This window comes from Shimia sp. R9_1 (genome assembly GCF_017743775.1).
Lineage (GTDB): Bacteria > Pseudomonadota > Alphaproteobacteria > Rhodobacterales > Rhodobacteraceae > Shimia.
Map to the genome: position 1 here is coordinate 655,717 of NZ_JAGHRN010000001.1, position 19,890 is coordinate 675,606.

General features: G+C 58.7%; 21 protein-coding genes. 8 read left to right on the forward strand and 13 right to left on the reverse strand.

What is annotated here, in order from left to right; all coding sequences use genetic code 11:
• Positions 1 to 21: 21 nt before the first annotated feature.
• Positions 22 to 1,023, forward strand: coding sequence for a polyprenyl synthetase family protein (locus tag J7399_RS03120; RefSeq protein WP_209084090.1), 1,002 nt, complete (start codon positions 22 to 24; stop codon positions 1,021 to 1,023).
• A 20-nt stretch (positions 1,024 to 1,043) separates the two neighbouring features.
• On the opposite strand, the gene J7399_RS03125 is transcribed toward J7399_RS03120, so the two are convergent.
• From J7399_RS03125 to J7399_RS03135, 3 genes are all read right to left on the reverse strand, one after another.
• The gene (locus J7399_RS03125) at positions 1,044 to 1,889 is read right to left on the reverse strand and encodes a 4-(cytidine 5'-diphospho)-2-C-methyl-D-erythritol kinase (protein ID WP_209084091.1); all 846 of its coding nucleotides are present in this window, start codon (positions 1,887 to 1,889) and stop codon (positions 1,044 to 1,046) included.
• Positions 1,879 to 3,585 (reverse strand): tetratricopeptide repeat protein, encoded by a 1,707-nt coding sequence (locus J7399_RS03130; RefSeq protein ID WP_348539422.1) that lies wholly within the window; start codon positions 3,583 to 3,585, stop codon positions 1,879 to 1,881. The genes J7399_RS03125 and J7399_RS03130 overlap by 11 nt, the downstream gene beginning before the upstream one ends.
• 211 nt (positions 3,586 to 3,796) lie before the next feature.
• Entirely contained in the window at positions 3,797 to 5,446 is a 1,650-nt protein-coding gene (locus J7399_RS03135; RefSeq protein ID WP_209084092.1) for an electron transfer flavoprotein-ubiquinone oxidoreductase, read from the reverse strand.
• A gap of 251 nt (positions 5,447 to 5,697) precedes the next feature.
• On the opposite strand from J7399_RS03135, the gene greA reads away from it, so the two are divergent.
• Positions 5,698 to 6,168 (forward strand): transcription elongation factor GreA, encoded by a 471-nt coding sequence (gene greA / locus J7399_RS03140; RefSeq protein WP_209061561.1) that lies wholly within the window; start codon positions 5,698 to 5,700, stop codon positions 6,166 to 6,168.
• 25 nt (positions 6,169 to 6,193) lie between these two features.
• Entirely contained in the window at positions 6,194 to 7,216 is a 1,023-nt protein-coding gene (locus J7399_RS03145) for a hypothetical protein (RefSeq protein WP_209084768.1), read from the forward strand.
• Between the two features lie 32 nt (positions 7,217 to 7,248).
• Here the strand turns inward: J7399_RS03145 and glp are convergent, their stop codons facing one another.
• The 4 genes from glp to fdhD are packed head-to-tail and all read right to left on the reverse strand — an operon-like array spanning position 7,249 to position 10,555.
• Positions 7,249 to 8,520, reverse strand: a complete 1,272-nt coding sequence (gene glp / locus J7399_RS03150) for a gephyrin-like molybdotransferase Glp (RefSeq protein WP_209084093.1) — start codon at positions 8,518 to 8,520, stop codon at positions 7,249 to 7,251.
• A gap of 36 nt (positions 8,521 to 8,556) precedes the next feature.
• Complete coding sequence (gene mobB, locus J7399_RS03155; protein ID WP_348539423.1) at positions 8,557 to 9,051, reverse strand: molybdopterin-guanine dinucleotide biosynthesis protein B; 495 nt, start codon at positions 9,049 to 9,051, stop codon at positions 8,557 to 8,559.
• Positions 9,048 to 9,671 carry a molybdenum cofactor guanylyltransferase MobA gene (gene mobA, locus J7399_RS03160; RefSeq protein ID WP_209084094.1) on the reverse strand — a complete coding sequence of 208 codons (624 nt, stop codon included), beginning with the start codon at positions 9,669 to 9,671 and terminating at the stop codon, positions 9,048 to 9,050. The genes mobB and mobA overlap by 4 nt, the downstream gene beginning before the upstream one ends.
• Positions 9,668 to 10,555 (reverse strand): formate dehydrogenase accessory sulfurtransferase FdhD, encoded by an 888-nt coding sequence (gene fdhD / locus J7399_RS03165; RefSeq protein WP_209084096.1) that lies wholly within the window; start codon positions 10,553 to 10,555, stop codon positions 9,668 to 9,670. The genes mobA and fdhD overlap by 4 nt, the downstream gene beginning before the upstream one ends.
• Before the next feature lie 146 nt (positions 10,556 to 10,701).
• Between fdhD and J7399_RS03170 the strand changes: the two genes are divergently transcribed.
• Positions 10,702 to 11,418 carry an AzlC family ABC transporter permease gene (locus J7399_RS03170; protein WP_209061569.1) on the forward strand — a complete coding sequence of 239 codons (717 nt, stop codon included), beginning with the start codon at positions 10,702 to 10,704 and terminating at the stop codon, positions 11,416 to 11,418.
• Entirely contained in the window at positions 11,415 to 11,735 is a 321-nt protein-coding gene (locus J7399_RS03175; RefSeq protein ID WP_209077775.1) for an AzlD domain-containing protein, read from the forward strand. Before J7399_RS03170 ends, J7399_RS03175 begins: the two co-directional genes overlap by 4 nt.
• A gap of 97 nt (positions 11,736 to 11,832) precedes the next feature.
• Here the strand turns inward: J7399_RS03175 and J7399_RS03180 are convergent, their stop codons facing one another.
• From J7399_RS03180 to J7399_RS03200, 5 genes are all read right to left on the reverse strand, one after another.
• A complete protein-coding gene (locus J7399_RS03180; protein ID WP_247742704.1) occupies positions 11,833 to 12,468 on the reverse strand; it encodes a hypothetical protein in 636 nt (211 codons plus the stop codon).
• Between the two features lie 28 nt (positions 12,469 to 12,496).
• On the reverse strand, positions 12,497 to 12,631 hold the full coding sequence (locus J7399_RS03185; protein WP_209061573.1) for an aa3-type cytochrome c oxidase subunit IV: 135 nt from the start codon (positions 12,629 to 12,631) through the stop codon (positions 12,497 to 12,499).
• Between the two features lie 116 nt (positions 12,632 to 12,747).
• A complete protein-coding gene (locus J7399_RS03190; RefSeq protein ID WP_209077774.1) occupies positions 12,748 to 13,197 on the reverse strand; it encodes a DUF6173 family protein in 450 nt (149 codons plus the stop codon).
• A 10-nt stretch (positions 13,198 to 13,207) separates the two neighbouring features.
• Entirely contained in the window at positions 13,208 to 14,251 is a 1,044-nt protein-coding gene (locus J7399_RS03195) for an MBL fold metallo-hydrolase (RefSeq protein ID WP_209084097.1), read from the reverse strand.
• On the reverse strand, positions 14,251 to 15,972 hold the full coding sequence (locus tag J7399_RS03200) for an acyl-CoA dehydrogenase (RefSeq protein ID WP_209084098.1): 1,722 nt from the start codon (positions 15,970 to 15,972) through the stop codon (positions 14,251 to 14,253). Before J7399_RS03200 ends, J7399_RS03195 begins: the two co-directional genes overlap by 1 nt.
• A gap of 118 nt (positions 15,973 to 16,090) precedes the next feature.
• Here J7399_RS03200 and J7399_RS03205 point away from each other — a divergent pair, with 118 nt between their 5' ends.
• A complete protein-coding gene (locus tag J7399_RS03205; protein WP_209084099.1) occupies positions 16,091 to 17,035 on the forward strand; it encodes an L-threonylcarbamoyladenylate synthase in 945 nt (314 codons plus the stop codon).
• Between the two features lie 79 nt (positions 17,036 to 17,114).
• Positions 17,115 to 18,257, forward strand: a complete 1,143-nt coding sequence (locus tag J7399_RS03210; protein WP_209084100.1) for a serine hydrolase domain-containing protein — start codon at positions 17,115 to 17,117, stop codon at positions 18,255 to 18,257.
• Positions 18,258 to 18,285: 28 nt separating this feature from the next.
• Here the strand turns inward: J7399_RS03210 and J7399_RS03215 are convergent, their stop codons facing one another.
• The gene (locus J7399_RS03215; protein WP_209062069.1) at positions 18,286 to 18,849 is read right to left on the reverse strand and encodes a YqgE/AlgH family protein; all 564 of its coding nucleotides are present in this window, start codon (positions 18,847 to 18,849) and stop codon (positions 18,286 to 18,288) included.
• Between the two features lie 184 nt (positions 18,850 to 19,033).
• Here J7399_RS03215 and J7399_RS03220 point away from each other — a divergent pair, with 184 nt between their 5' ends.
• Positions 19,034 to 19,852 carry a protein-disulfide reductase DsbD domain-containing protein gene (locus J7399_RS03220; protein ID WP_209084101.1) on the forward strand — a complete coding sequence of 273 codons (819 nt, stop codon included), beginning with the start codon at positions 19,034 to 19,036 and terminating at the stop codon, positions 19,850 to 19,852.
• Positions 19,853 to 19,890: the final 38 nt, after the last annotated feature.

Below are 19,890 nucleotides of genomic sequence, written 5' to 3' on the forward strand. Positions count from 1 at the left end.
CCTCACATCAGGAAGTCACAGATGAGCCTCGATCACGCTGCAAGTAAACCGCATGAAGCCCTCGCCACTCTGTTGCGCGACGATATGGAGGCCGTGAACGGCTTGATCCAGGAGCGCATGGCCTCTGAACATGCGCCGCGAATTCCTGAGGTCACAGCGCATCTGGTTGGCGCGGGTGGCAAACGTCTGCGCCCCATGCTCACCCTCGCCGCAGCGCGCCTCTGTGGCTACGAAGGCCCCTTTCATGTGCATCTCGCTGCCACTGTGGAGTTCATCCACACAGCGACGCTGCTGCATGATGATGTGGTCGACGAAAGCGCCCAGCGCCGCGGCCGCCCCACCGCGAATCTTCTCTGGGACAACAAGAGCTCTGTCCTTGTTGGCGACTATCTCTTCTCCCGCAGCTTTCAGCTGATGACAGAAACCGGATCAATCGACGTTCTGCGGATTTTGTCCAATGCTTCGGCTACCATCGCTGAGGGCGAAGTGCTTCAGCTCACTGCCGCCACCGATCTTCGCACCGACGAAAACGTGTATTTGCAAGTTGTGCGCGGTAAAACAGCGGCGCTTTTCTCAGCAGCTACCGAAGTTGGCGGCGTGATCGCTGGCGCGGATCCGAAATTGGTTAAAGTACTCTTTGACTATGGTGACGCGCTTGGTATCGCGTTCCAGATCGCCGACGATCTACTGGATTATCAGGGCAATACCGCTCAGACCGGCAAGAACATTGGCGATGATTTCCGCGAGCGCAAACTCACCCTGCCGGTGATCAAAGCGGTCGCTCAGGCCACAGAAGAAGAGCGGGCATTCTGGGTGCGCACCATCGAGAAGGGCCGCCAAGAAGACGGCGACCTCGAGCATGCCCTCGCGCTGATGGCCAAATACGACACGCTCACAGCAACACGCGATGACGCATACGCTTGGATCGCAAAGGCCAAGGCCGCGATGGAACACCTTCCGGAGCACGCCATCCGCGATCTGCTGATGGGTATCGCCGACTACGTGGTTGAGCGCCTCAACTGAACCAAAAAAGACTGGCGCTTCTAGCGCCAGTTCATTCCGCAGTCCTGGACCGGCTGGATCCACCAGTTTGGTCGTTCGGCACGGATTTTTTCAGCCGCCGCATTGCGCGCCATCTCATCTTCAAAAATTGCAAAACAAGTGGCACCAGATCCCGACATTCGGGCCAGCTGGCAGCCTTCACTGCCTTCCAGCAGCTGAAGCGCTTCTGCGATGATCGGTTCAAGCTCTATGGCAGGGGCCTGTAGGTCATTTCGCTGCGTAGCGAGCCACTCAAGCGCAGCTTCCCTATCACTCCATGCTGGCATCTGATCCGGCATTGGCGCGTTTGTTTTCGCCTTTAGCCCGCGAAACACGTCCGGAGTGGAGACTGCAACGCGCGGATTGATCAGGAGCATGGGCCACGCAGCGCCTGCGCCCAAACGCGCTACATCTCCGCCAATACCGCTCATCCGCGCCCAGCCACCCTGCAGGCACACCGGGACGTCCGCCCCAAGCGCGAGCGCAGCATCTTCGGAAGGCAACGGCAGGTCGTATAGCGCGCACAAAGCGCGCAGCGTTGCTGCTGCGTCGGAAGACCCCCCGCCGATACCTGCCGCAGCCGGTAAGTTTTTTTCCAGCGTGATTTTGGCCGTCACACCCAAAAAGTCAGCAGCTCTTCTAACAAGGTTGCGGCTGTCGGTCGGGACTGGACCTGCCAAAGGCCCCGTCACGTCCAGCGTGGTCTCATCTGCTTGTTCGACCCAAATCCGATCCCCAAAGTCGGCAAACATCACAAGGGAATCCAAAAGATGGTACCCATCAGCGCGTTGGCCGGTCACATGTAAGGTCAGATTGATCTTGGCAGGCGCAAATGCCTCAATTTTCATTGGCAGCCGTCAGAGGCGCAGCGCCTTCTTCTTCGAGAACAACATCCAGACCCTCTTCCAGTTTGCGCCGAATGCGCTCTGGATCGGCCTCTTCCACAGTGTCTGCATCAACAAAGCTCAGGGCCCGACGCCACTGAAACTGAGCTTCCAGCTTACGCCCGACCGCCCAATAGACGTCGCCCAAATGATCGGTCACCACAGGGTCGACCGGCATCAACTCCACCGCACGCTCCATATGGGCCACAGCTTCGTCATAGCGTCCAAGGCGGAACAAAACCCAACCGAGGCTGTCCACGATATAGCCGCTGTCAGGACGGGCCGCGACAGCGCGCTCAATCATATCCAGCGCTTCATCCAGTTTGATTTGCTTCTCGACCAGAGAATAGCCCAGATAGTTCAGCACCTGCGGTTGCTCCGGGTTCAGCTCCAATGCCTTGCGGAAATCCGCCTCTGCCTTTTCCCATTCTCCCAAGCGCTCGTAGCTGATGCCACGTGCGTAAAACAGGAACCACTGGCGCGGCTCTAGTTCGTCATAAAGGTTGATCGAGTCGTTGTAGGCGGCAACAGCGCCCGCAAAATCGCGCTCCTGACGGCGCAGGTCCCCCAGTGCGGTGTGGACATAGGCCACGTCCCCGTGGCTGCGCGTCAGCTGCTCAAGCACCTCCAGCGCGGCTTCAGTCTTACCCGTTTCCCGCAGGGCCTCTGCGCGCCCCAATTCGGCCGCGTGAAACGAGGGATCATCCGCTGGAACCTTCTGATAGGTCTGGGAGGCCAGTTCATAACGTCCAAGCGTTTCCAGAAGCTCTGCGGTCATCAACAAAGCCTCAGTGTGCGTTGGGCGCAAATACTCAGCGATCCGGGCATAGAGCAGCGTGTAATCCGCATTGGCTTCATTGCGCAGCGCGCTTGCGATGGAGTGATAGACCTCTGCAATGCCGTCCGCCGCGCTTGTCACATGCGTGAATGGCAAGGTCTCTCCAGCCACCAGGCGATCGCGAATCTGGCGCAAGGCCGGGTCAAGATCGTTGCCAAAGGCTTCGTCAATGCGCGCGATCGCATCTTCAGTGCGATCCAACTGAGACAGCACCTCAACTTCGCTCATCACACCACGACGGGTCAGCTGCAAACCATCCATAGTGCCCGCGTCAAACACCGCCAGCGCGCCTTCAAAATCACCAACCGAAGCCAAGGCCATGGCTTTGTGATACTCTGCGAACCCGCCAAGCCCCGGCTCTTTGGACACCTCATCAAATGCGGCAAGTCCTTCAGACATCTCGCCACGGCCAATCTCAGCCCAGGCCTTCAACAACCCATCCACCAGAGGACCGACACCGCCCTTTTCAAGGCGATCAATCAGCTCAGAGAAATTCCCATCCTCAACAAGTCCTGTGGTCAGTGCCATTTCCGCGAGCTGGCTGTGGTTGCCCTCCGCAATCATCTTGCGCGCAATCGGCATCGCCCGATCAATCTGCCCCAAAGACAGAAACGCCAGAACAGCGTTTTCCTGCAGCATTGGATTGCCGGCATCGCGGGTCAACGCCTGAGTGAAATACCGCGCGGCCTGGCTGTAATCAGACTCATAGGTTGCTTGCCGCGCCGCGAGATAAGACCCCGCCAAGCCATTTGCCTGCACTGGGAGCGCCATCGCCGCCAAAACCGCCGAAACGGCAACCGATCTGAAAAGCTTATTGGCCACGTGAAACTCCCATGTTCATGCCTTCCCTTGAACCTAGTCGCGCCCATTGCCACGCGCAATGGCGCACCGGCGAGAATGCGCGCAAAACAGATCAAGTTTTTGAGGGATCCACCGCGTTCTGCGCAATTCCAACCGGTAAATGAAAACCCCGACCAGCAGTTGCTGATCGGGGCGATTTCATACACGGCGGCCTTGGATAGGCCAGTGAAGCTTACATGTTCGGGTAGTTTGGCCCGTCGCCACCTTGTGGCGTGACCCAAGTGATGTTCTGGCTTGGATCTTTGATGTCGCAGGTTTTGCAGTGCACGCAGTTCTGGAAGTTCACAACAAAGCGCGGATCTTTGCCCTCTTCCTCAACCACCTCATAAACGCCCGCAGGACAGTAACGCTGTGCTGGCTCCGCAAACTTAGGCAGGTTAACAGACACCGGTGTGTCAGGGTTGGTCAAACGCAGGTGGCAAGGCTGGCTTTCTTCATGGTTCGTCATGGAGAAGCTCACATTGGTCAAGCGGTCAAATGATAGCTTCCCATCCGGTTTCGGATAGTCGATCGGCTTGTGCTTGCTGGCCTCTTCCGTGGCCTCCGCATCGTTCTTTCCATGCTTCACGGTTCCAAACAGGGAGAACCCAAGGGTGTTTGTCCACATATCCAAACCGCCCAGCATCAGGGATGCGGTGAGGCCCCATTTGGACCAGATCGGCTTCACATTGCGAACTTTCTTCAGGTCCTGACCAATGGCACCGGTGCGCACTTCTTCTTCATATGCGCTCAGCTCATCGCCGGAACGCTCTGCCTTGATGGCCTCAAAGGCAGCTTCCGCTGCGGCTTTGCCAGACAGCATCGCATTGTGGTTGCCCTTGATGCGCGGCACGTTGACCATACCAACCGAACAGCCAAGCAACGCAACACCAGGCGCCACCATCTTCGGCATGGACTGATAGCCACCCTCAGAAATAGCGCGGGCGCCGTAAGCGACCCGTTTGCCGCCTTCAAGCAGCTTGGCCACCTTTGGGTGATGCTTGAAGCGCTGGAACTCCATGTATGGGAACAGATGCGGGTTCTTGTAGTTCAAGTGCACCACGAAACCCACATACACCTGATTGTTCTCAAGGTGATAGATGAAGGAACCACCGCCCGCATTGCTACCTAGAGGCCAGCCCATGGTGTGGGTGACTTCACCTTCGTTGTGTTTCGCCGGGTCGATTTCCCAGATCTCTTTCATGCCAACGCCAAATTTCTGAGGCTCTTTGCCGTCCTGCAGATTGTATTTGGCGATCACTTCCTTCGCGAGAGACCCACGCACACCTTCCGACAGGAAGACGTATTTGCCGTGCAACTCCATCCCAGGCTCAGTGCCAGGACCATAAGAGCCGTCTTCTTCCAGACCGAAGACACCAGCCACAACGCCTTTGACTTCGCCATTGTCGCCATAGACCAGCTCTGAGCACGCCATGCCCGGGAAGATTTCTACGCCCAGCTCTTCCGCCTGTTCTGCCATCCAGCGACAGACGTTGCCCATGGAAACAATGTAGTTGCCGTGGTTGTTCATCAGCGGTGGCATCGGGAAGTTCGGGATACGAATTTCACCGGCTTCACCCAGCATGTAGAAGTTGTCTTCTTTCACCGGGGTGTTCAGCGGCGCGCCTTTTCCCTTCCAATCAGGGATCAGCGCGTTCAGCCCGCAAGGGTCCAGTACAGCACCCGAAAGGATATGTGCACCAACTTCGGAACCCTTTTCCAACACAACAACGTCAAGGTCCGCATCTAGCTGTTTCAGACGGATCGCTGCTGACAGACCTGCAGGGCCCGCGCCAACGATGACAACGTCATATTCCATGGCTTCGCGTTCGATTTCCGACATTGGCTTCCCCTTTCGGATCGCTGGGTAATTTTCTTTCGCATCTGCTAGCGTGTCTTTAATCGATCCGTCAATCGGAACCCAACGACATTTCGCCCCAATAGCGCGTTTTTGCGGCACGCTCGGATATTTCTTCTTGCAAAGGGTGCGCCACTTGCATTTGAAAGAGGCCTCAGTGCATTCTGCACCGCAACAGTTGAAACAGAACTGCCGCCCTGTGTTTAAGGCGGCCAAGGACCAACGGGACCGCACCCATGGAAAAAATACCAATGACTCGCGCCGGTCACTCGGCGCTCGAAGCGGAATTGAAGCAACTCAAAACGGTGGAACGCCCCGCGATCATCGAGGCCATCGCCTCTGCGCGCGAGCTTGGCGACCTGAAAGAGAACGCGGAATACCATTCAGCCCGTGAAAAACAGGGCTTCATTGAAGGGCGTATCAAAGAGCTGGAAGGCGTGATTGGTCTTGCCGAGGTCATTGACCCCGCAACCCTCTCTGGCGCCATCAAATTTGGTGCAACCGTCACTCTGGTTGATGAAGACACAGACGAAGAGAAAACTTGGCAAATCGTGGGCGAGCACGAAGCCAATGTTGAAAAAGGCCTTCTCAATATCAAATCACCGATCGCACGGGCGCTGATTGGCAAAGAAGAAGGCGACAGCGTCGAAGTCCGCACCCCCGGTGGTGAGAAAAGCTACGAAGTCCTGAGTATCGCGTACAAGTAACCCGATGGCCACCACACGCACTGGCATGAAAGACGACACCGAATCCCAGTCAACACCGCTGGGTATTTACGACAAACCTCAGCAGCCCAAGATCACCGCAATCGAATGGATTGCGGTTGGTCTCAGCTTTATCTGGCTGCTCGGCGCCGTCATCTTCTTTCTGATCCTTCCGTCAAATCCAGTAGAACAAGCTGACGGCGTGGCGTTCTTGATGACTCTCTTTGCCGTGTTCATGCCAATTGCGATGATCTGGGTGGCGGCCACCGCCGCCCGTTCCTCCCGCGTGATGCGCGAAGAAAGCGCACGCCTTCAGGCGGCAATAGATGCCATGCGCCGCACCTATGTGCTGCAAGCACAAGGCGCACAGGCCGCGCAGGGTGTTGAGCCTTCCGTCACCAAAAAGCTCGACGAGATCGCCGCCGCCACACGCAAGACTGAAACCGCGCTGGCCACCTTCTCAACCAGCCGGGACCGTGAGGACGGCATTCGCAAGGCCCCCACAACTGACGCGCCTGCGGAAGATCTGACCGATCAGGGCACTTTGGCACTTGGCACACCTGCTGAGGAGCTGTCCCCGCCTCTCGCCCGTGCAGACTTTATCCAAGCGCTCAATTTCCCCGAAAACGCAGAAGACGCCGAAGGCTTTGCCGCTCTGCGCAAGGCGTTGCGGGACCGGCAAGCTGCACATCTCATTCAGGCGAGCCAAGATGTTCTCACCCTGCTGAGCCAAGACGGCATCTACATGGATGATCTGCGTCCTGATCTGGCGCGTCCAGAAATCTGGCGTCGCTTTGCCTCAGGCGAACGTGGCAAAGCCATCGCAGCATTGGGGGGAGTGCGTGATCGCAGCTCTCTGGCATTGGCGGCAGGCCGCATGAAACAAGATGCGATTTTCCGCGACGCAGCGCATCATTTTCTGCGCCGCTTTGACAAGAGCTTCGTTGAGTTTGAAGAGACCGCCACAGACGCGGATATCGCCGCACTGTCTGACACACGCACAGCCCGAGCCTTCATGCTTCTGGGGCGTGTTGCCGGCATATTTGACTGAGCAAAACAGGCGCCCAAGTGGCGCCTTTTTTTTTACAGACCAAAGGCCGCGTAGGGGTAGTAGGCGACAAGTGTGCCCTCGCCGACCTGCATGGCCTCGTCAGGAAGCTCCACAAGCCCTTCTGCCCAACTCAAACCGCTGATCCGGCCCGAACCTTCGGACTTGAACACCTCGGCTCGCCCGGCAACAAGTCGCGCGCGCAGATACTCGCGACGACCGGCCTTCTTGTCTTTCTCAAACGCGGCAGGCACCCAGATAGGCTCCGGCACAGTCCAACCCGCGCCAGCCAACGCACTCATGGCAGGCTTGGCAAAAATCAGGGTACAGACCATGGCAGCCACCGGATTGCCAGGCAGCCCAAAGACCGGCGTCCCGTTCCACACGCCCAACGCCAGCGGACGGCCCGGCTTGATTGCCAGACGCCATAGGGTCATGGAGCCGGTTTCATTCAGCAGCGCGGACATGTGATCTTCGTCCCCTGCAGACGCGCCACCAGAAGTCAGGATCATGTCAGCCTGCTCTGCGGCCTGATCCAAGAAGCTTCTTAGAGCCTCGCGATCATCAGGGGCCCGCCCCATGTCCACGGGTGTGAAGCCAAACTGCGCGATCATGCCTAACAGCATTGGCCGATTGGCATCAAATATCTGATCTTCCCGCGCCTCAGACCCGGCTTCCGCCAGTTCGTCACCTGTGGAGATCACAGCCACGCGCAAACGTGCATACACACTCAAACCGGAGCACCCCGTTGCCGCGATCAACGCCAGATCCGAGGGAGTCACTTGCCGCCCTTTGGGCAAGATCACATCACCGCTTGCAACATCTTCTCCGGCCTTCCGGGTGTTCGCTCCTTTCTTGAGCGGCCCATGGAAAGCAATCGCCTTGCCATCCGTGCTCACATCTTCCTGCAGGATCACCGTGTCCACTCCCTCAGGGATCGTGGCTCCGGTGAGGATTCGCACCGCATGGCCTGCGGGAACAGCGCCGTCGAAGGGTTCCCCAGCGGCGGATCGTCCCTCTGCGAGCGGCAGGCTTTGTGCGCCATCAACGACATCCGCATGATTGAGACCATAGCCATCAACCGCAGAATTGGGCTGCGGAGGATTGGAGCGTTGCGCAACAACATCCTGCGCCAAAATGCGCCCCAAACCTTCTGAAAGCGCCACCTGTTCGACCGGCACGCAAATATGCAACCGCTCTTTCAACCGCTCCAAAGCGTCAGAAACCGGCGTCCAGTGGGTGTCTGCAGGCAAGGCAAAACAATCATTCTTCAGCGGTGGCGGCACCAGTTTGTTGTCTTGCACCATTGCTCTGCTCTTTTGTGTAAACGGCTGATAAAGAGGCTATATTCCAAGGTCTGACAGAATGAAATCTGCGATCTTTTTGGTATCATCAAGGTCCATCACCGGCCGATCGCTTTCCAATGCTGTGTCCGAGGCAATGGCGCGCACGGTTGGATCTTCCGGCGCGATCAGCGCATTGCCCGTCACGGCCCTGTGAGCTTCTACCTTTGGGTGCTTGTCCCGCTTATAGCCCTCAATCAGGACCAGATCCACCGGAGCGAGCTTCTCCAGAAGCTCTGACAGCGACGGTTCATTTTCCTCTCGTAGCTCCCGCATCAAGGCCCAACGCGCGCGGCTGGCAAGCAAGACCTCGCTTGCCCCCGCCTCGCGGTGCCGATGGCTGTCTTTGCCCGGCTGGTCCACATCAAAACTGTGATGCGCGTGTTTGATCGTAGAGACGGTCAAGCCTCGGCTGGTGATTTCCGCCACCAAGCGCTCCATCAATCCGGTTTTGCCAGAGTTTTTCCAGCCGACAACGCCATAAACCTGCTTCACTTTGTGGGGTCTCCTGCCAACCGGCGCGCTTCTTGCAGATCGTCCGGGGTATTCACGTTAAAAAAGGGATCTACCCCGGTTTGGGCAAAGATGGCTTGACCTGCGTCATGTTTGTCCGTCCAAAGCACAACTTTTCTAAGCCCCTCTTGCAAAGACGCGCGCAGATCATCCCGAAGCGCCACAGGCCAAAGGCCGAATGTGGGCTGTCGCCAGACTTTGCCGTCCGGTTCACGCGACGCAGAGAGTGCGAGCGTATGCTGTTTGTCTTCTGCGGCCAGCAACAAACGCGGCACCAGATCACACGGGAAAAACGGTGTGTCTGCAGCAGCGGTCACAATGGCATCCGCCCCCTGCTCTGCCGCCCAATCCAAGCCTGCGAGCACCCCGGCCAAAGGTCCGGGATAGCCCTCCATCGAATCCGGCAACACAGGTAAATCAAGATCTTCAAACCGCGCAGCATCGCCATTGGCGTTCAGCGCCAATCCAGCAACCTGGGGCTCGAGCCGCTCGATAACATGCTCCAGAATGCTGCGTTGACCAAGCATCAAGCGCCCTTTGTCGCCGCCGCCCATACGCGTGGCCTGCCCTCCCGCAAGGATCACTCCGAGTGGTTGCTTCACGTTTTTGCTCCGCTCTTGCGTCCATGTTTGCGCGCTTCCTCCGGCACGCTGTTGGGATCAACATCCCGCAGCAGGCGGTCTTCGCCGCTCAGGCAAACAAACCGCTGCCCGCGCATGCGCCCGATCAGTGTCAGCCCGACTTGTCGTGCAATTTCAACGCCCCAGGCGGTAAATCCGGATCGTGAGGCCAGCACCGGTATGCCCATCAAAGCGCATTTGATGACCATCTCAGAGGTCAGTCGGCCTGTGGTGTAGAGCACTTTGTCAGAGGCGCTTGCTTGCTCCTGAAACATCCAGCCTGCAATTTTATCAACTGCGTTGTGACGCCCGACATCTTCCATATAGACCAGCGGCTGATCGCCCTGACAGAGCACCGTGCCATGGATGGCTCCGGCTTCCAGATAGAGCGAGGGCGTGCGGTTGATCTTATGCGCCAAGGCATAGAGATCGCTGGTCCGGATGGAGCTTTGCGGCAGGGTCACATTCTCAAGCCCCTCCATCATATCGCCAAACACAGTGCCCACTGCGCAGCCTGATGTGCGGGTCTTTTTCTTCAGCTTCTCTTCGTGGTTCGTCTCGGTTGCGGTGCGGACAACGACGACTTCAAGCTCCTCATCATAGTCCACGCGGGTCACGTCATCGGTCGGCTTCAGCATCCCTTGATTGAGCAAAAAACCAAGCGCGAGATATTCCGGATAATCCCCAATTGTCATCGCGGTGACGATCTCTCGGCTGTTGAGATAGATCGTCAGGGGACGCTCCTCCACGACCGAAATCTCGGTGGGGTGACCAAATTGATCTGTGCCCACCACGGCGCGTGTCAGCCGTGGCGCCTTTGGGTCGGGCGCGATCAAATAGTCTGCCAAATCTGATGCTTCTGACATGCATCCTCCTCCACATCGCACTGAAACCTAATCAGCTTTCGCTGCCTTGACCACCACCAATCAAACACGTTTCAGCTATCCCCACGCATTGCATCCCCAACCGGACTTGGGTAGGCCTTGAGGGCTTTATTTTCTGAGCGAGTCTCATGACATCCTACTTTGATCGAACCGAGTTCCTGCGCGGTGTTCGCCATGGTCTGCCGTTTCTGCTGGTGGTGGGGCCCTTTGCCCTGCTCTTTGGCGTGGTCGCGACCGAGGCGGGCTTGCCGGTGGTGCAAACCCTTGCTTTTTCAGTGGTTGTGATCGCTGGCGCTGCGCAGTTCACCGCTCTTCAGCTGATGGCGGAGAATGCGCCGACGGTTGTTGTGATCGCCTCTGCGCTGACGGTGAACCTGCGCATGGCGATGTATTCCGCATCGCTGACTCCGCACTTTGGAGCTCTGCCTTTTTGGCGACGGGCTTTTGTGGCTTATGGGTTGGTTGATCAGAGCTATGCCCTTGCAATCATTGAATTTGAGAAACGCTCCGAGATGTCGCTTGGGCAGAAATTCTCATATTTTCTGGGCTCCATCACCCCGGTTTTTCCCGCCTGGTATGCGGCGACCTTGGTGGGGGCTTTGGTGGGACAAGCCATTCCGCCCTCCTTTGCGCTGGATTTTGCGGTGCCGATCACGTTCCTAGCGATGATCGGGCCGATGCTGCGCACGAAAGCCCATGTTCTGGCCGCTGTGGTCTCTGTCATCACGGCCCTGATCTTTGCCTTCCTGCCCTGGAACCTCGGGCTGATGGTGGCCGCTGCGGCGGGGATGATTACCGGGGCAGAAGTTGAACGCCAGACGGAAAAAGCGAGGGATTCCAAATGAATGAGACCACAACCTGGATCATCATCATTTGCATGGGAATCGGCAGTTTCGGACTGCGCTATGTGTTTTTGGGCATCATCGGCGACCGGCAAATGCCCGAGTGGGTGCTGCGCCACCTGCGCTATACCGCTGTAGCGGTGTTGCCCGGCCTCGTGGCCCCGCTGGTGATCTGGCCAAGCGCCACAGGGGGGCAACCGGACCCGGCACGGATGGCCGCAGCAGCGGCGACGCTGGTCACCGGCTATGTCACCAAAAACATTCTGTGGGCGATCCTCGTCGGTGCGTTAACCCTTTTTGGCGGGCTCCAAATCCTCTGAAAATTTCACGTCTGTATCGCGTCGGTATCCCTACGGTATTGCGTCTGTGGCATTTCACGCACAGAACACCCGAAAAACCATGGTTAACGTGCGCAGATCAGTTGGTCGGCGCGCGCTCATATTCGGGGACAAAAGCCGCAAGAACCTTGGATTTGTCCGCGTCGTCATACTCAAACAGGCGATCATAACTCGCCCCTTTGGCCGCGAAATACTCACTCAGCTTGCGGGGAGAATAAGTGCGCGGCGCATCCTCAAAACCCGGCAGGCCTGCCAGCACCTGAGAGGTGGTCAAAGCGCATTGTGATTCCAGCACCGGTCCAAGGGACTGCGCCTTGCGCAACGCCAATTCCGCCACCTCCGGCTCCACGTCCAAAGTCTGCACCACCACGTGGAAGGTTTCGCGCGCATGGAAGCGCGTGTATTGGTCGACCAGATAGGGCGTCATGCCGTAGACAACGTCGTTCTTCGCGGTGATCCCTTCCGTGCGGAAAGACCCGGCCGGGTCAAAGGCCACCCGTTCGCTGGCGTTGATCAGAAGCGAGGTATGCGCGCCTGATCCGTTGTCATTGGAAATCATTGTAAAGAGCGTGAGCTGCTTTGGCCCGGCATGGGCATAGCGGGCTGCGGCGACCGCCTGATCGGGCGCGTTGGTTTCAACCGGATTGCGCACGGTACACGCAGCAAGAGAAAGCGCCAGCAAAGCCAGCGCCATCATACGAATTGTCCTGATCATGTCGGGCACCTCTGTAGCCCTATCGGCCTTAGCTGTTGAAGAGAGCCAGGAAGATCAGAATGCCAATGCTTGCAGAAGCCACATACACAGAGGCTTTGATAAAGCCTGCAAAGGTTTTTTCCTGAACTTCGATATCCATCGAGCCGTGCTTGTGTTCTGCCATGGTCATTCCTCCTGTCGCTTATGTGCTTGGATAGCTGATTCAGGATCACCTGTCACCCTGCCTGCGCAGAGCAAGCCCCCAGAGAGGCGACACAAAATGCCGCACTGCCTGAGGGCCTATTTCTTAAGCCCTTCTGCCAGACGGAAACCGATGCGCGTGGGCGCCTCACCATCATCGCTGGGTTTGGGCAAAGCGCGCAGCATCACATTGAGCTGGCTGACGTGCTGGACAAGCTGGGTTTTGATGCCGTTTGAGTCGGTGCCATAGAAGGTCACGATGTCGGGATCAAAATAGCCCATACCCTCGATCCGCAGCACACCGGCCTCCCCGCCGACAAAGCCCATGGCCACCTCATGGGTTTCATCCAGCTGCTTTTCAAAATTCTGGATATAGAGGATCAACCGCTCATAGGCCCATTCGGCAGCGCTCTTGGATTGCACAGGCTCCTTGGCGACCTTTTCGGGCACCTCAACCTCTGCCACCTCTGGATTGGAATGTACCTCACGGCGGCGCGGCAGAGCCGCAGCCTCGGCCGCCTCTGCTGTGGTCTTGATGTCTTCGCTCATAAAAGCTGCCCTATTTGATCCTCTGCCAGACGTAGGCGCCATCTGCGCGCTTTGTCCGGCTTATCTCTCCAATCTGGTAGAGATGGTTCAAATGGGCAAGGGCCTCCACCAAGGCGAGACCGTAGGCCCCTTCATCAATGGTGCGCTTGAACAAAGGCGGGAAGCACTCGCCTGCGGTTTTCGGATCATCAAGGTGATCTTTTAAACGGTCGAGCGCGCCGTGGTGGTTGTCGATCAGCTGGCGCATGCGGGTCGGCGCGCCGGTGAAAGGCAGTTTGTGCCCGCCAAGGATCAACTGATCCGCACGTGCATAGATGGCCAGACGCTCACAGGCCTCCAGCCAATCGGCCACGGGGTCCGCCTCAGGCTCGGTGGCGTAGACGCCAATGTTGGAGCTGATCGAGGGCAGTATCTGATCGCCAGACAGCACCAGATGGTCGTCGCGGCTCCAGAAGGTGGCGTGCTCTGGCGCGTGACCGTTGCCGATATGCACATCCCAGTCGCGTCCGCCCATGCGGATCACGTCATCCTGTTTGATGCGCTTAAAGCCCAGCGGCATGGGCGCGACCATATCGGCAAAGTTGAAGGGGCGTTCGCTCGCGCGTTTCTGGAAGATCTCTTCATCCATGCCGCAAGCGCGGTAGAAATCGAGCGTTTCCTGACGGGGCACCGCCTGCTCATCAAGCTGCAGCATACGGGCAAACAGCCAAGCTGTGCGGGTTGTCCAGAGCTCCGCACCATGCTCGGACTGAAACCAGCCGGCAAGACCAACGTGATCCGGGTGGTGGTGCGTCACGACAACCCGCCCGACTGGTTTTCCAGCGAGCGGGCCATCAAGGAGTTTTTGCCAGATGGCGCGGGACTTCCTGCTGTCAAAGCCGGTGTCCACCACTGTCCAGCTGTCGCCATCATCCAGCGCGTAGATGTTGACATGGTCCAGCTTCATCGGCAGCGGCAAGCGCATCCAGAGGACCCCTTCGGCAACCTCGATGGCCTCCCCCTCTGCAGGGGGCGTTTCCCATGGATAGCGGATGCCTGCCGCGCCGTCGTGCATCAGGCTGCGCCCAGTTCTTCAGGGCTCAGCGCGTAGAGGTCGCCAGCGCCTTCCATGGCGTGGGCCAGCACACCTGCGTGCTCTGGCAGCAGACGCTTGATGTAGAACTTGGCCAGCTTGGAGCGTGGGCCTTCGCCGCCTTCAGCAATCGCTGCGCGCAGGTGATAGTAGCCACCCAGCACGCGGGCAAAGCCGCGCAGGAACGGCACGGAGCCAGCAAAGCGGTCGTTCAGATCGCCCTGTGCCACCATCCATTCGGTGGCTTCGCGCAGGGTTTCGGTGGCCTGCCACAGAGGCTCTGCCAGGTCTGCCATGCTCTCGCGCACTTTTTCGGCGCAATCTTCGATCTCATCAAGGATGGCGTAGGCGGCGTCGCCACCGTCCATCAGCTTACGCGCCACAAGGTCCATGGCCTGAATGCCATTGGTGCCTTCATAGATCGCGGTCACACGCACATCGCGATAGAACTGCGCTGCGCCGGTTTCCTCAATGAAGCCCATACCGCCGTGCACCTGCACACCGTCTTCAGAGACCTTCATGCCCACATCGGTGCCAAAGGCTTTGGCGATAGGCGTGAGAAAGGCCGCACGGGCTTTCCAATCTGCCGCGCCGGTGGCAGTCCCCATGTCGATCGCCACAGCACAGGCCATTTCGATGGCGCGGGCGGCGAAGATATCCGCCTTCATACCGGTCAGCATGCGGCGCACATCGGCGTGGTCCATAATGGTTCCGGTGCCGCCCTGAATTGGGCTGCGGCCTTGTGTGCGGTCCATAGCGTAGCCCAATGCGTGCTGGTAGGCGCCTTCGGCAACACCAACACCTTGGCCACCCACACCGAGACGGGCGTTGTTCATCATGGTGAACATGGCTTTCATGCCGCCGTGCTCTGGGCCGACCAACCAGCCTTTGGCACCGTCATACTGCATAACCGCGGTAGGGGAGCCGTGCAGACCCATTTTGTGCTCAAGACTGACCACCTTCAGCGTATTGGCCACGCCGGGCTCGCCGTTCTCATCTGGCAGGAACTTGGGCACGATGAAGAGGCTGATGCCTTTGGTGCCGGGGACGCCGTCGGGCAAACGGGCCAGAACCAGATGGCAGACGTTGTTTGTAAAATCATTGTCGCCCCAGCTGATGTAGATCTTCTGCCCGGTGATCGCGTAGGAGCCGTCGCCGTTTGGTTCGGCTTTGGAGCGCAGCGCTCCCACGTCAGAGCCTGCGGCAGGCTCGGTCAGGTTCATGGTGCCGGACCATTCGCCAGAGATCAGCTTGGGCAGGTAGGTGGCCTTGATTTCGTCAGAGGCATGGTGCTCCAGCGCTTCGATCTGGCCCTGGGTCATCAGCGGGTTGAGCTGCAAAGACAAACAGCCAGCTCCCATCATCTCGTTCACGGCGGTGGTGATAGAATGAGGCAAGCCCATGCCGCCGTACTCCGGATCGGCGCTGGTGGAGACCCAGCCGCCTTCTGCGATCTGCTTATAGGCGTCACCAAATCCGGGAGAGGTGCGCACAACACCGTTTTCCAGCAACGCACCTTCAAGGTCACCGTTGCGCTGCAGTGGGGCCATGATCTCCTCGACCATCTTACCAGCTTCCACCAGAATGGCGTCGCGGGTGTCGTTGTCTGCATCTGCAAAACGCTCGGTTGCAGTGATCTGAGCAAAATCGACCACGTGGTCGAACAGGAATTGGAAATCTGTCACTGGGGCACGAAAGGGCATCTGTCTCTCCGGCAGGCTTGGCTTTGATGAGCGCCGCATGTATGCAGCTTTGAGCGCAAAGATAGTGTTAGCAAGGATCCTATCATAGCGGAACGCGACGTCACTGGAGAGCCCCATCTTGGACACCAAAACCCTCCCTGCTGATGCCTCCGGCTTTGTTGAGGCCGCGACCCTTCTTCGGGGTGGCGGTTTAGTCGCTTTCCCAACGGAAACCGTTTATGGACTGGGGGCTGACGCCCGTCAGGATCATGCGGTGGCCCGCATCTTTGAGGCCAAGGGACGCCCTCGTTTCAACCCGCTTATCGTGCATGTCGCAGATGTCGAAACCGCGAAACGCTACGTCATTTGGAGCGACCTTGCAGACCGCATCGCCTCCGCCTTCTGGCCCGGCCCGCTGACGCTGGTCTTGCCGCTGCGCCCGGATTCGGGCCTGTCCTCGCTTGTCACCGCAGAGCTGTCCACCCTTGCGATCCGCGTGCCCGCCCATCCGGTGGCCAAAGCGTTGCTGGCGCAGTTTGACGGGCCGGTGGCCGCCCCCTCGGCCAATCCCTCCGGCAAGATCAGCCCGACCGAAGCCGCCCATGTGCGCGCTGGCCTCACGGGCCGGATCGAAGCTGTGGTTGATGGCGGCGCCTGTGACGTGGGTGTGGAATCCACCATCCTTGGCCTGCCTGACACCCCCACCCTGCTCCGCCCCGGCGGGCTGCCGGTAGAAGCGCTGGAAGCAGCGATTGGGGCGCCCGTGGCGGGCCGCGCCGAGAACGCGCCGCTCACTGCGCCGGGTCAGATGACTTCACATTACGCACCCGGTGCCACGGTCCGCCTGAACGCCACCGAGATCAGTGCGCAGGAGCGGCTGCTTGGCTTTGGCAAGGTTGACGGCGCAACCCTCAACCTCAGCCCTTCCGGGGATCTGACAGAAGCAGCCGCAAATCTGTTTCACCACCTGCACCAGCTCGATCAGGACGGAGACGCGCCCATCGCGGTGTCCCCGATCCCTGAAACCGGACTTGGACTGGCGATCAATGACCGGCTGAGACGGGCGGCCGCGCCAAGGGATTAGCCCCTTCAAGCCTGCAAAGTTGTTTTGAAAAGGCCCTTGGGCTAGCTTTTCTCCCAATCGAGGTTTTGGGAGGAACCACATGTCGTCTGAAAATTTTGATCGCATCCTCAAGGATGCCGTTGCGGCGCAGGATGTGCCCTTTGTTGTGGCGATGAGCGCCAATACCGATGGCGTCACCTATTCGGGAAGCTCAGGAGAGGCCGCCGCAGGACGCCCCGCCTCTGAGGACACGGTGTTCCGGATTTTTTCTGCCACCAAAGCCATCGGTTCGGTGGCCGCGATGATCATGATCGACCGGGGCAAACTGTCGATGGACACAGCCGTGGCCGATATCCTGCCCGACTGGAACAAGCTGCAGGTGCTGGCGCGCTGGGACGGCGACACGCCTGTGATGCGTGCGCCCGAAACCACGGCCACCATCCGCCATTTGGCCACCCATCGCAGCGGGCTGGAGTATGAATTCTGGAACCCCGATGTGGGCAGGTACCTTGAGGCGACCGGACATCCCAGCGTGTTGAGCGGCACCAAAGCGTCGCTCAGCTATCCGCTGATGTATGACCCCGGCGATCGCTGGGGCTATGGCCCAAGCATCGACTGGCTGGGGCAAGTGGTTGAAGCACTGGACGGTCGGCGCATTGACCAGTTCTGCCGCGAGGAGATCTTTGACCCGCTTGGCATGAACGACACCGCCTTTGAGCCGGACGCCTTTGCAGATCGGCTTTCAGAGGTGCGGGCCCGCGGTGAGGACGGCAGTTTTATGCCATTTGACTTGGCCCCGCCGCCTCAGCCGGAGGTCTATGGCATGGGGCATTGCCTCTATTCCACGGCGCCGGACTATATGAAGTTTCTCCGCATGCTGCTGAACAAAGGCGCGCTGGATGGGCAGCGCATTCTGACTGAAGGCGCATTTGCCGAAATGCTGGAGGACCAGATGGAGGGTAAGACGTTTCAGAAGATGGTGACCATTGCTCCACCTGTGACGGCAGATGTGGAACTGCCTGAAGGCACCACCCATAGTTTTGCGGCGGTGCGTTTTGAGGCCGATGTTCCGGGACGGCGCAAAGCCGGGTCACAAAGCTGGGCCGGGGTGTGCAATACGCATTACTGGGTTGATCCGGCGTCAGATGTGGCCGGTCTGGTGTTCACGCAATCCCTGCCGTTTGTGGAAGCGCCCTATCTGCGGACCTATGAGGCGTTTGAAACGGCGGTTTATACGCAATAGAGGCGGTTGAGGCGGGCGTTGGGCTGCCTCACGCCCGACCGGCGGCGGCGGAGAGTGTCAGCGCGTCGACGCCGAGGCTTTTGAGGGCATTGGCCCATTTCTCACCGTCCGGATCGTCAAACACCAGATCCGGCGCCGCTTCGGCCACAAGCCAGCCGTTTTCGCCGATTTCGCGCTCGAGCTGCCCCGGGCCCCAACCGCTGTAGCCCAGCATGGTCAGCGCCTTTTGCGGGCCGCGTCCTTCTGCCATATCCTCAAGTACATCCTGTGTGGTGGTCAGGGCAAAATCCGCGCCCACGCGCATGTGGCTGAGACCGGATTTATATTCCGGCGAATGCAGCACAAAACCGCGCCCCGTTTCCACAGGGCCGCCAAAATGCAGCGCAGAGGGCGCATCCGGTTGGTGGGTGGAAATCGAGAGTTGCTCAAACAGATCGGTGAGTTTCAGCCCGTCGATGGATTTGTTGATAATCAACCCCATCGCGCCTTTTTCAGAATGCTCACACATCAGCACCACGGAGTTGGCAAAGCGCGAGTCTTCCATCCCCGGCATGGCAATCAGAACTTGCCCGGTGAAATCGAGCTCGTCCATTTTGGTGGTGGTGCTGTTTTCTTCGCTGCTCAAGACGCCTCCTTCAACAGACGCGCTGTCTGTACATCCAACATGTGCGCCCGCCATCATAGACTCAAGTGGTAAGCGTTGTGTTTCAGTCTCACACGGGTTTCTCGCCCGATTGTGAGTTGGATTTCAGCCGATTCTGGCCCATCTAAAGCTCATGTTCAAGACAACCGCACGTACCCTCACCGCGCTTTGCGCATTGATTTCGCCTGCCGTGGCGCCTGCTGTGGCGACGGCACAGTCCTTTGACCAAGTCGTTCAGGCCGAAGTGCTGCCCGGCTGGCGCAATGCGGATGGGACCCATATGGCGGGATTGCGGATCACATTGAATCCGGGGTGGAAGACCTATTGGCGTGCGCCCGGGGATGCGGGCATTCCGCCGCGAATTTCCTGGCAGGGCTCGCACAATGCGCGCGATATTGCCGTGAGCTGGCCGACACCGGATGTGTTTTATGAAAACGGCATGCGCTCCATCGGGTATTCCGAAGAGCTGGTTCTGCCGGTGAAGATCGACCCGAAGAAATCAGACAAGCCTGTGCGGCTAAAGGCGGTGCTGGATATTGGCGTTTGTCGCGACATCTGTGTGCCGCAGCGGCTGCATCTTGATGGTGAGCTGGCCGCACCCGGCACGCGGGACGCGCGGATTGTGGCCTCTATCGTGGATCAGCCACTCTCGGCAGATGAGGCGGGCGTCTATAAGGTCACCTGCACCCTTGCCCCAACAAACGGCGGTGTGAAGCTTCAGGCCAAAATCAAGATGCCCCGCGCCGGTGGCGCAGAAGTCGCGGTGATTGAAACCGCCAATCCTGAGATCTGGGTTGCGGAAGGCACCACAACGCGCAGCGGGGACACGCTGATTGCGGAGACCGAGATGGTGCATGTCTCTGATGCGTCGTTCCTGATCAACCGCTCCGATCTGCGCTTCACAGTGCTGAGTGACGGCGATGCGGTCGATATTCACGGCTGCACCGGGTAATCAGGGCAAACAGAGTAATCCGAGCGAGGCGGCGAAAG

Excerpts from the sequence above, each read along its gene's own strand:
- greA (WP_209061561.1), top strand. The coding sequence starts at position 5,698 with ATGGAAAAAATACCAATGACTCGCGCCGGTCACTCGGCGCTCGAAGCG.
- J7399_RS03120 (WP_209084090.1), top strand. The coding sequence starts at position 22 with ATGAGCCTCGATCACGCTGCAAGTAAACCGCATGAAGCCCTCGCCACT.
- J7399_RS03220 (WP_209084101.1), top strand. The coding sequence starts at position 19,034 with ATGTTCAAGACAACCGCACGTACCCTCACCGCGCTTTGCGCATTGATT.
- J7399_RS03215 (WP_209062069.1), bottom strand. The coding sequence starts at position 18,849 with ATGGACGAGCTCGATTTCACCGGGCAAGTTCTGATTGCCATGCCGGGG.
- J7399_RS03175 (WP_209077775.1), top strand. The coding sequence starts at position 11,415 with ATGAATGAGACCACAACCTGGATCATCATCATTTGCATGGGAATCGGC.
- J7399_RS03185 (WP_209061573.1), bottom strand. The coding sequence starts at position 12,631 with ATGGCAGAACACAAGCACGGCTCGATGGATATCGAAGTTCAGGAAAAA.
- J7399_RS03190 (WP_209077774.1), bottom strand. The coding sequence starts at position 13,197 with ATGAGCGAAGACATCAAGACCACAGCAGAGGCGGCCGAGGCTGCGGCT.
- J7399_RS03195 (WP_209084097.1), bottom strand. The coding sequence starts at position 14,251 with ATGCACGACGGCGCGGCAGGCATCCGCTATCCATGGGAAACGCCCCCT.
- J7399_RS03145 (WP_209084768.1), top strand. The coding sequence starts at position 6,194 with ATGAAAGACGACACCGAATCCCAGTCAACACCGCTGGGTATTTACGAC.
- glp (WP_209084093.1), bottom strand. The coding sequence starts at position 8,520 with ATGGTGCAAGACAACAAACTGGTGCCGCCACCGCTGAAGAATGATTGT.
- J7399_RS03210 (WP_209084100.1), top strand. The coding sequence starts at position 17,115 with ATGTCGTCTGAAAATTTTGATCGCATCCTCAAGGATGCCGTTGCGGCG.
- J7399_RS03125 (WP_209084091.1), bottom strand. The coding sequence starts at position 1,889 with ATGAAAATTGAGGCATTTGCGCCTGCCAAGATCAATCTGACCTTACAT.
- J7399_RS03180 (WP_247742704.1), bottom strand. The coding sequence starts at position 12,468 with ATGATCAGGACAATTCGTATGATGGCGCTGGCTTTGCTGGCGCTTTCT.
- J7399_RS03200 (WP_209084098.1), bottom strand. The coding sequence starts at position 15,972 with ATGCCCTTTCGTGCCCCAGTGACAGATTTCCAATTCCTGTTCGACCAC.
- J7399_RS03170 (WP_209061569.1), top strand. The coding sequence starts at position 10,702 with ATGACATCCTACTTTGATCGAACCGAGTTCCTGCGCGGTGTTCGCCAT.
- fdhD (WP_209084096.1), bottom strand. The coding sequence starts at position 10,555 with ATGTCAGAAGCATCAGATTTGGCAGACTATTTGATCGCGCCCGACCCA.
- J7399_RS03135 (WP_209084092.1), bottom strand. The coding sequence starts at position 5,446 with ATGTCGGAAATCGAACGCGAAGCCATGGAATATGACGTTGTCATCGTT.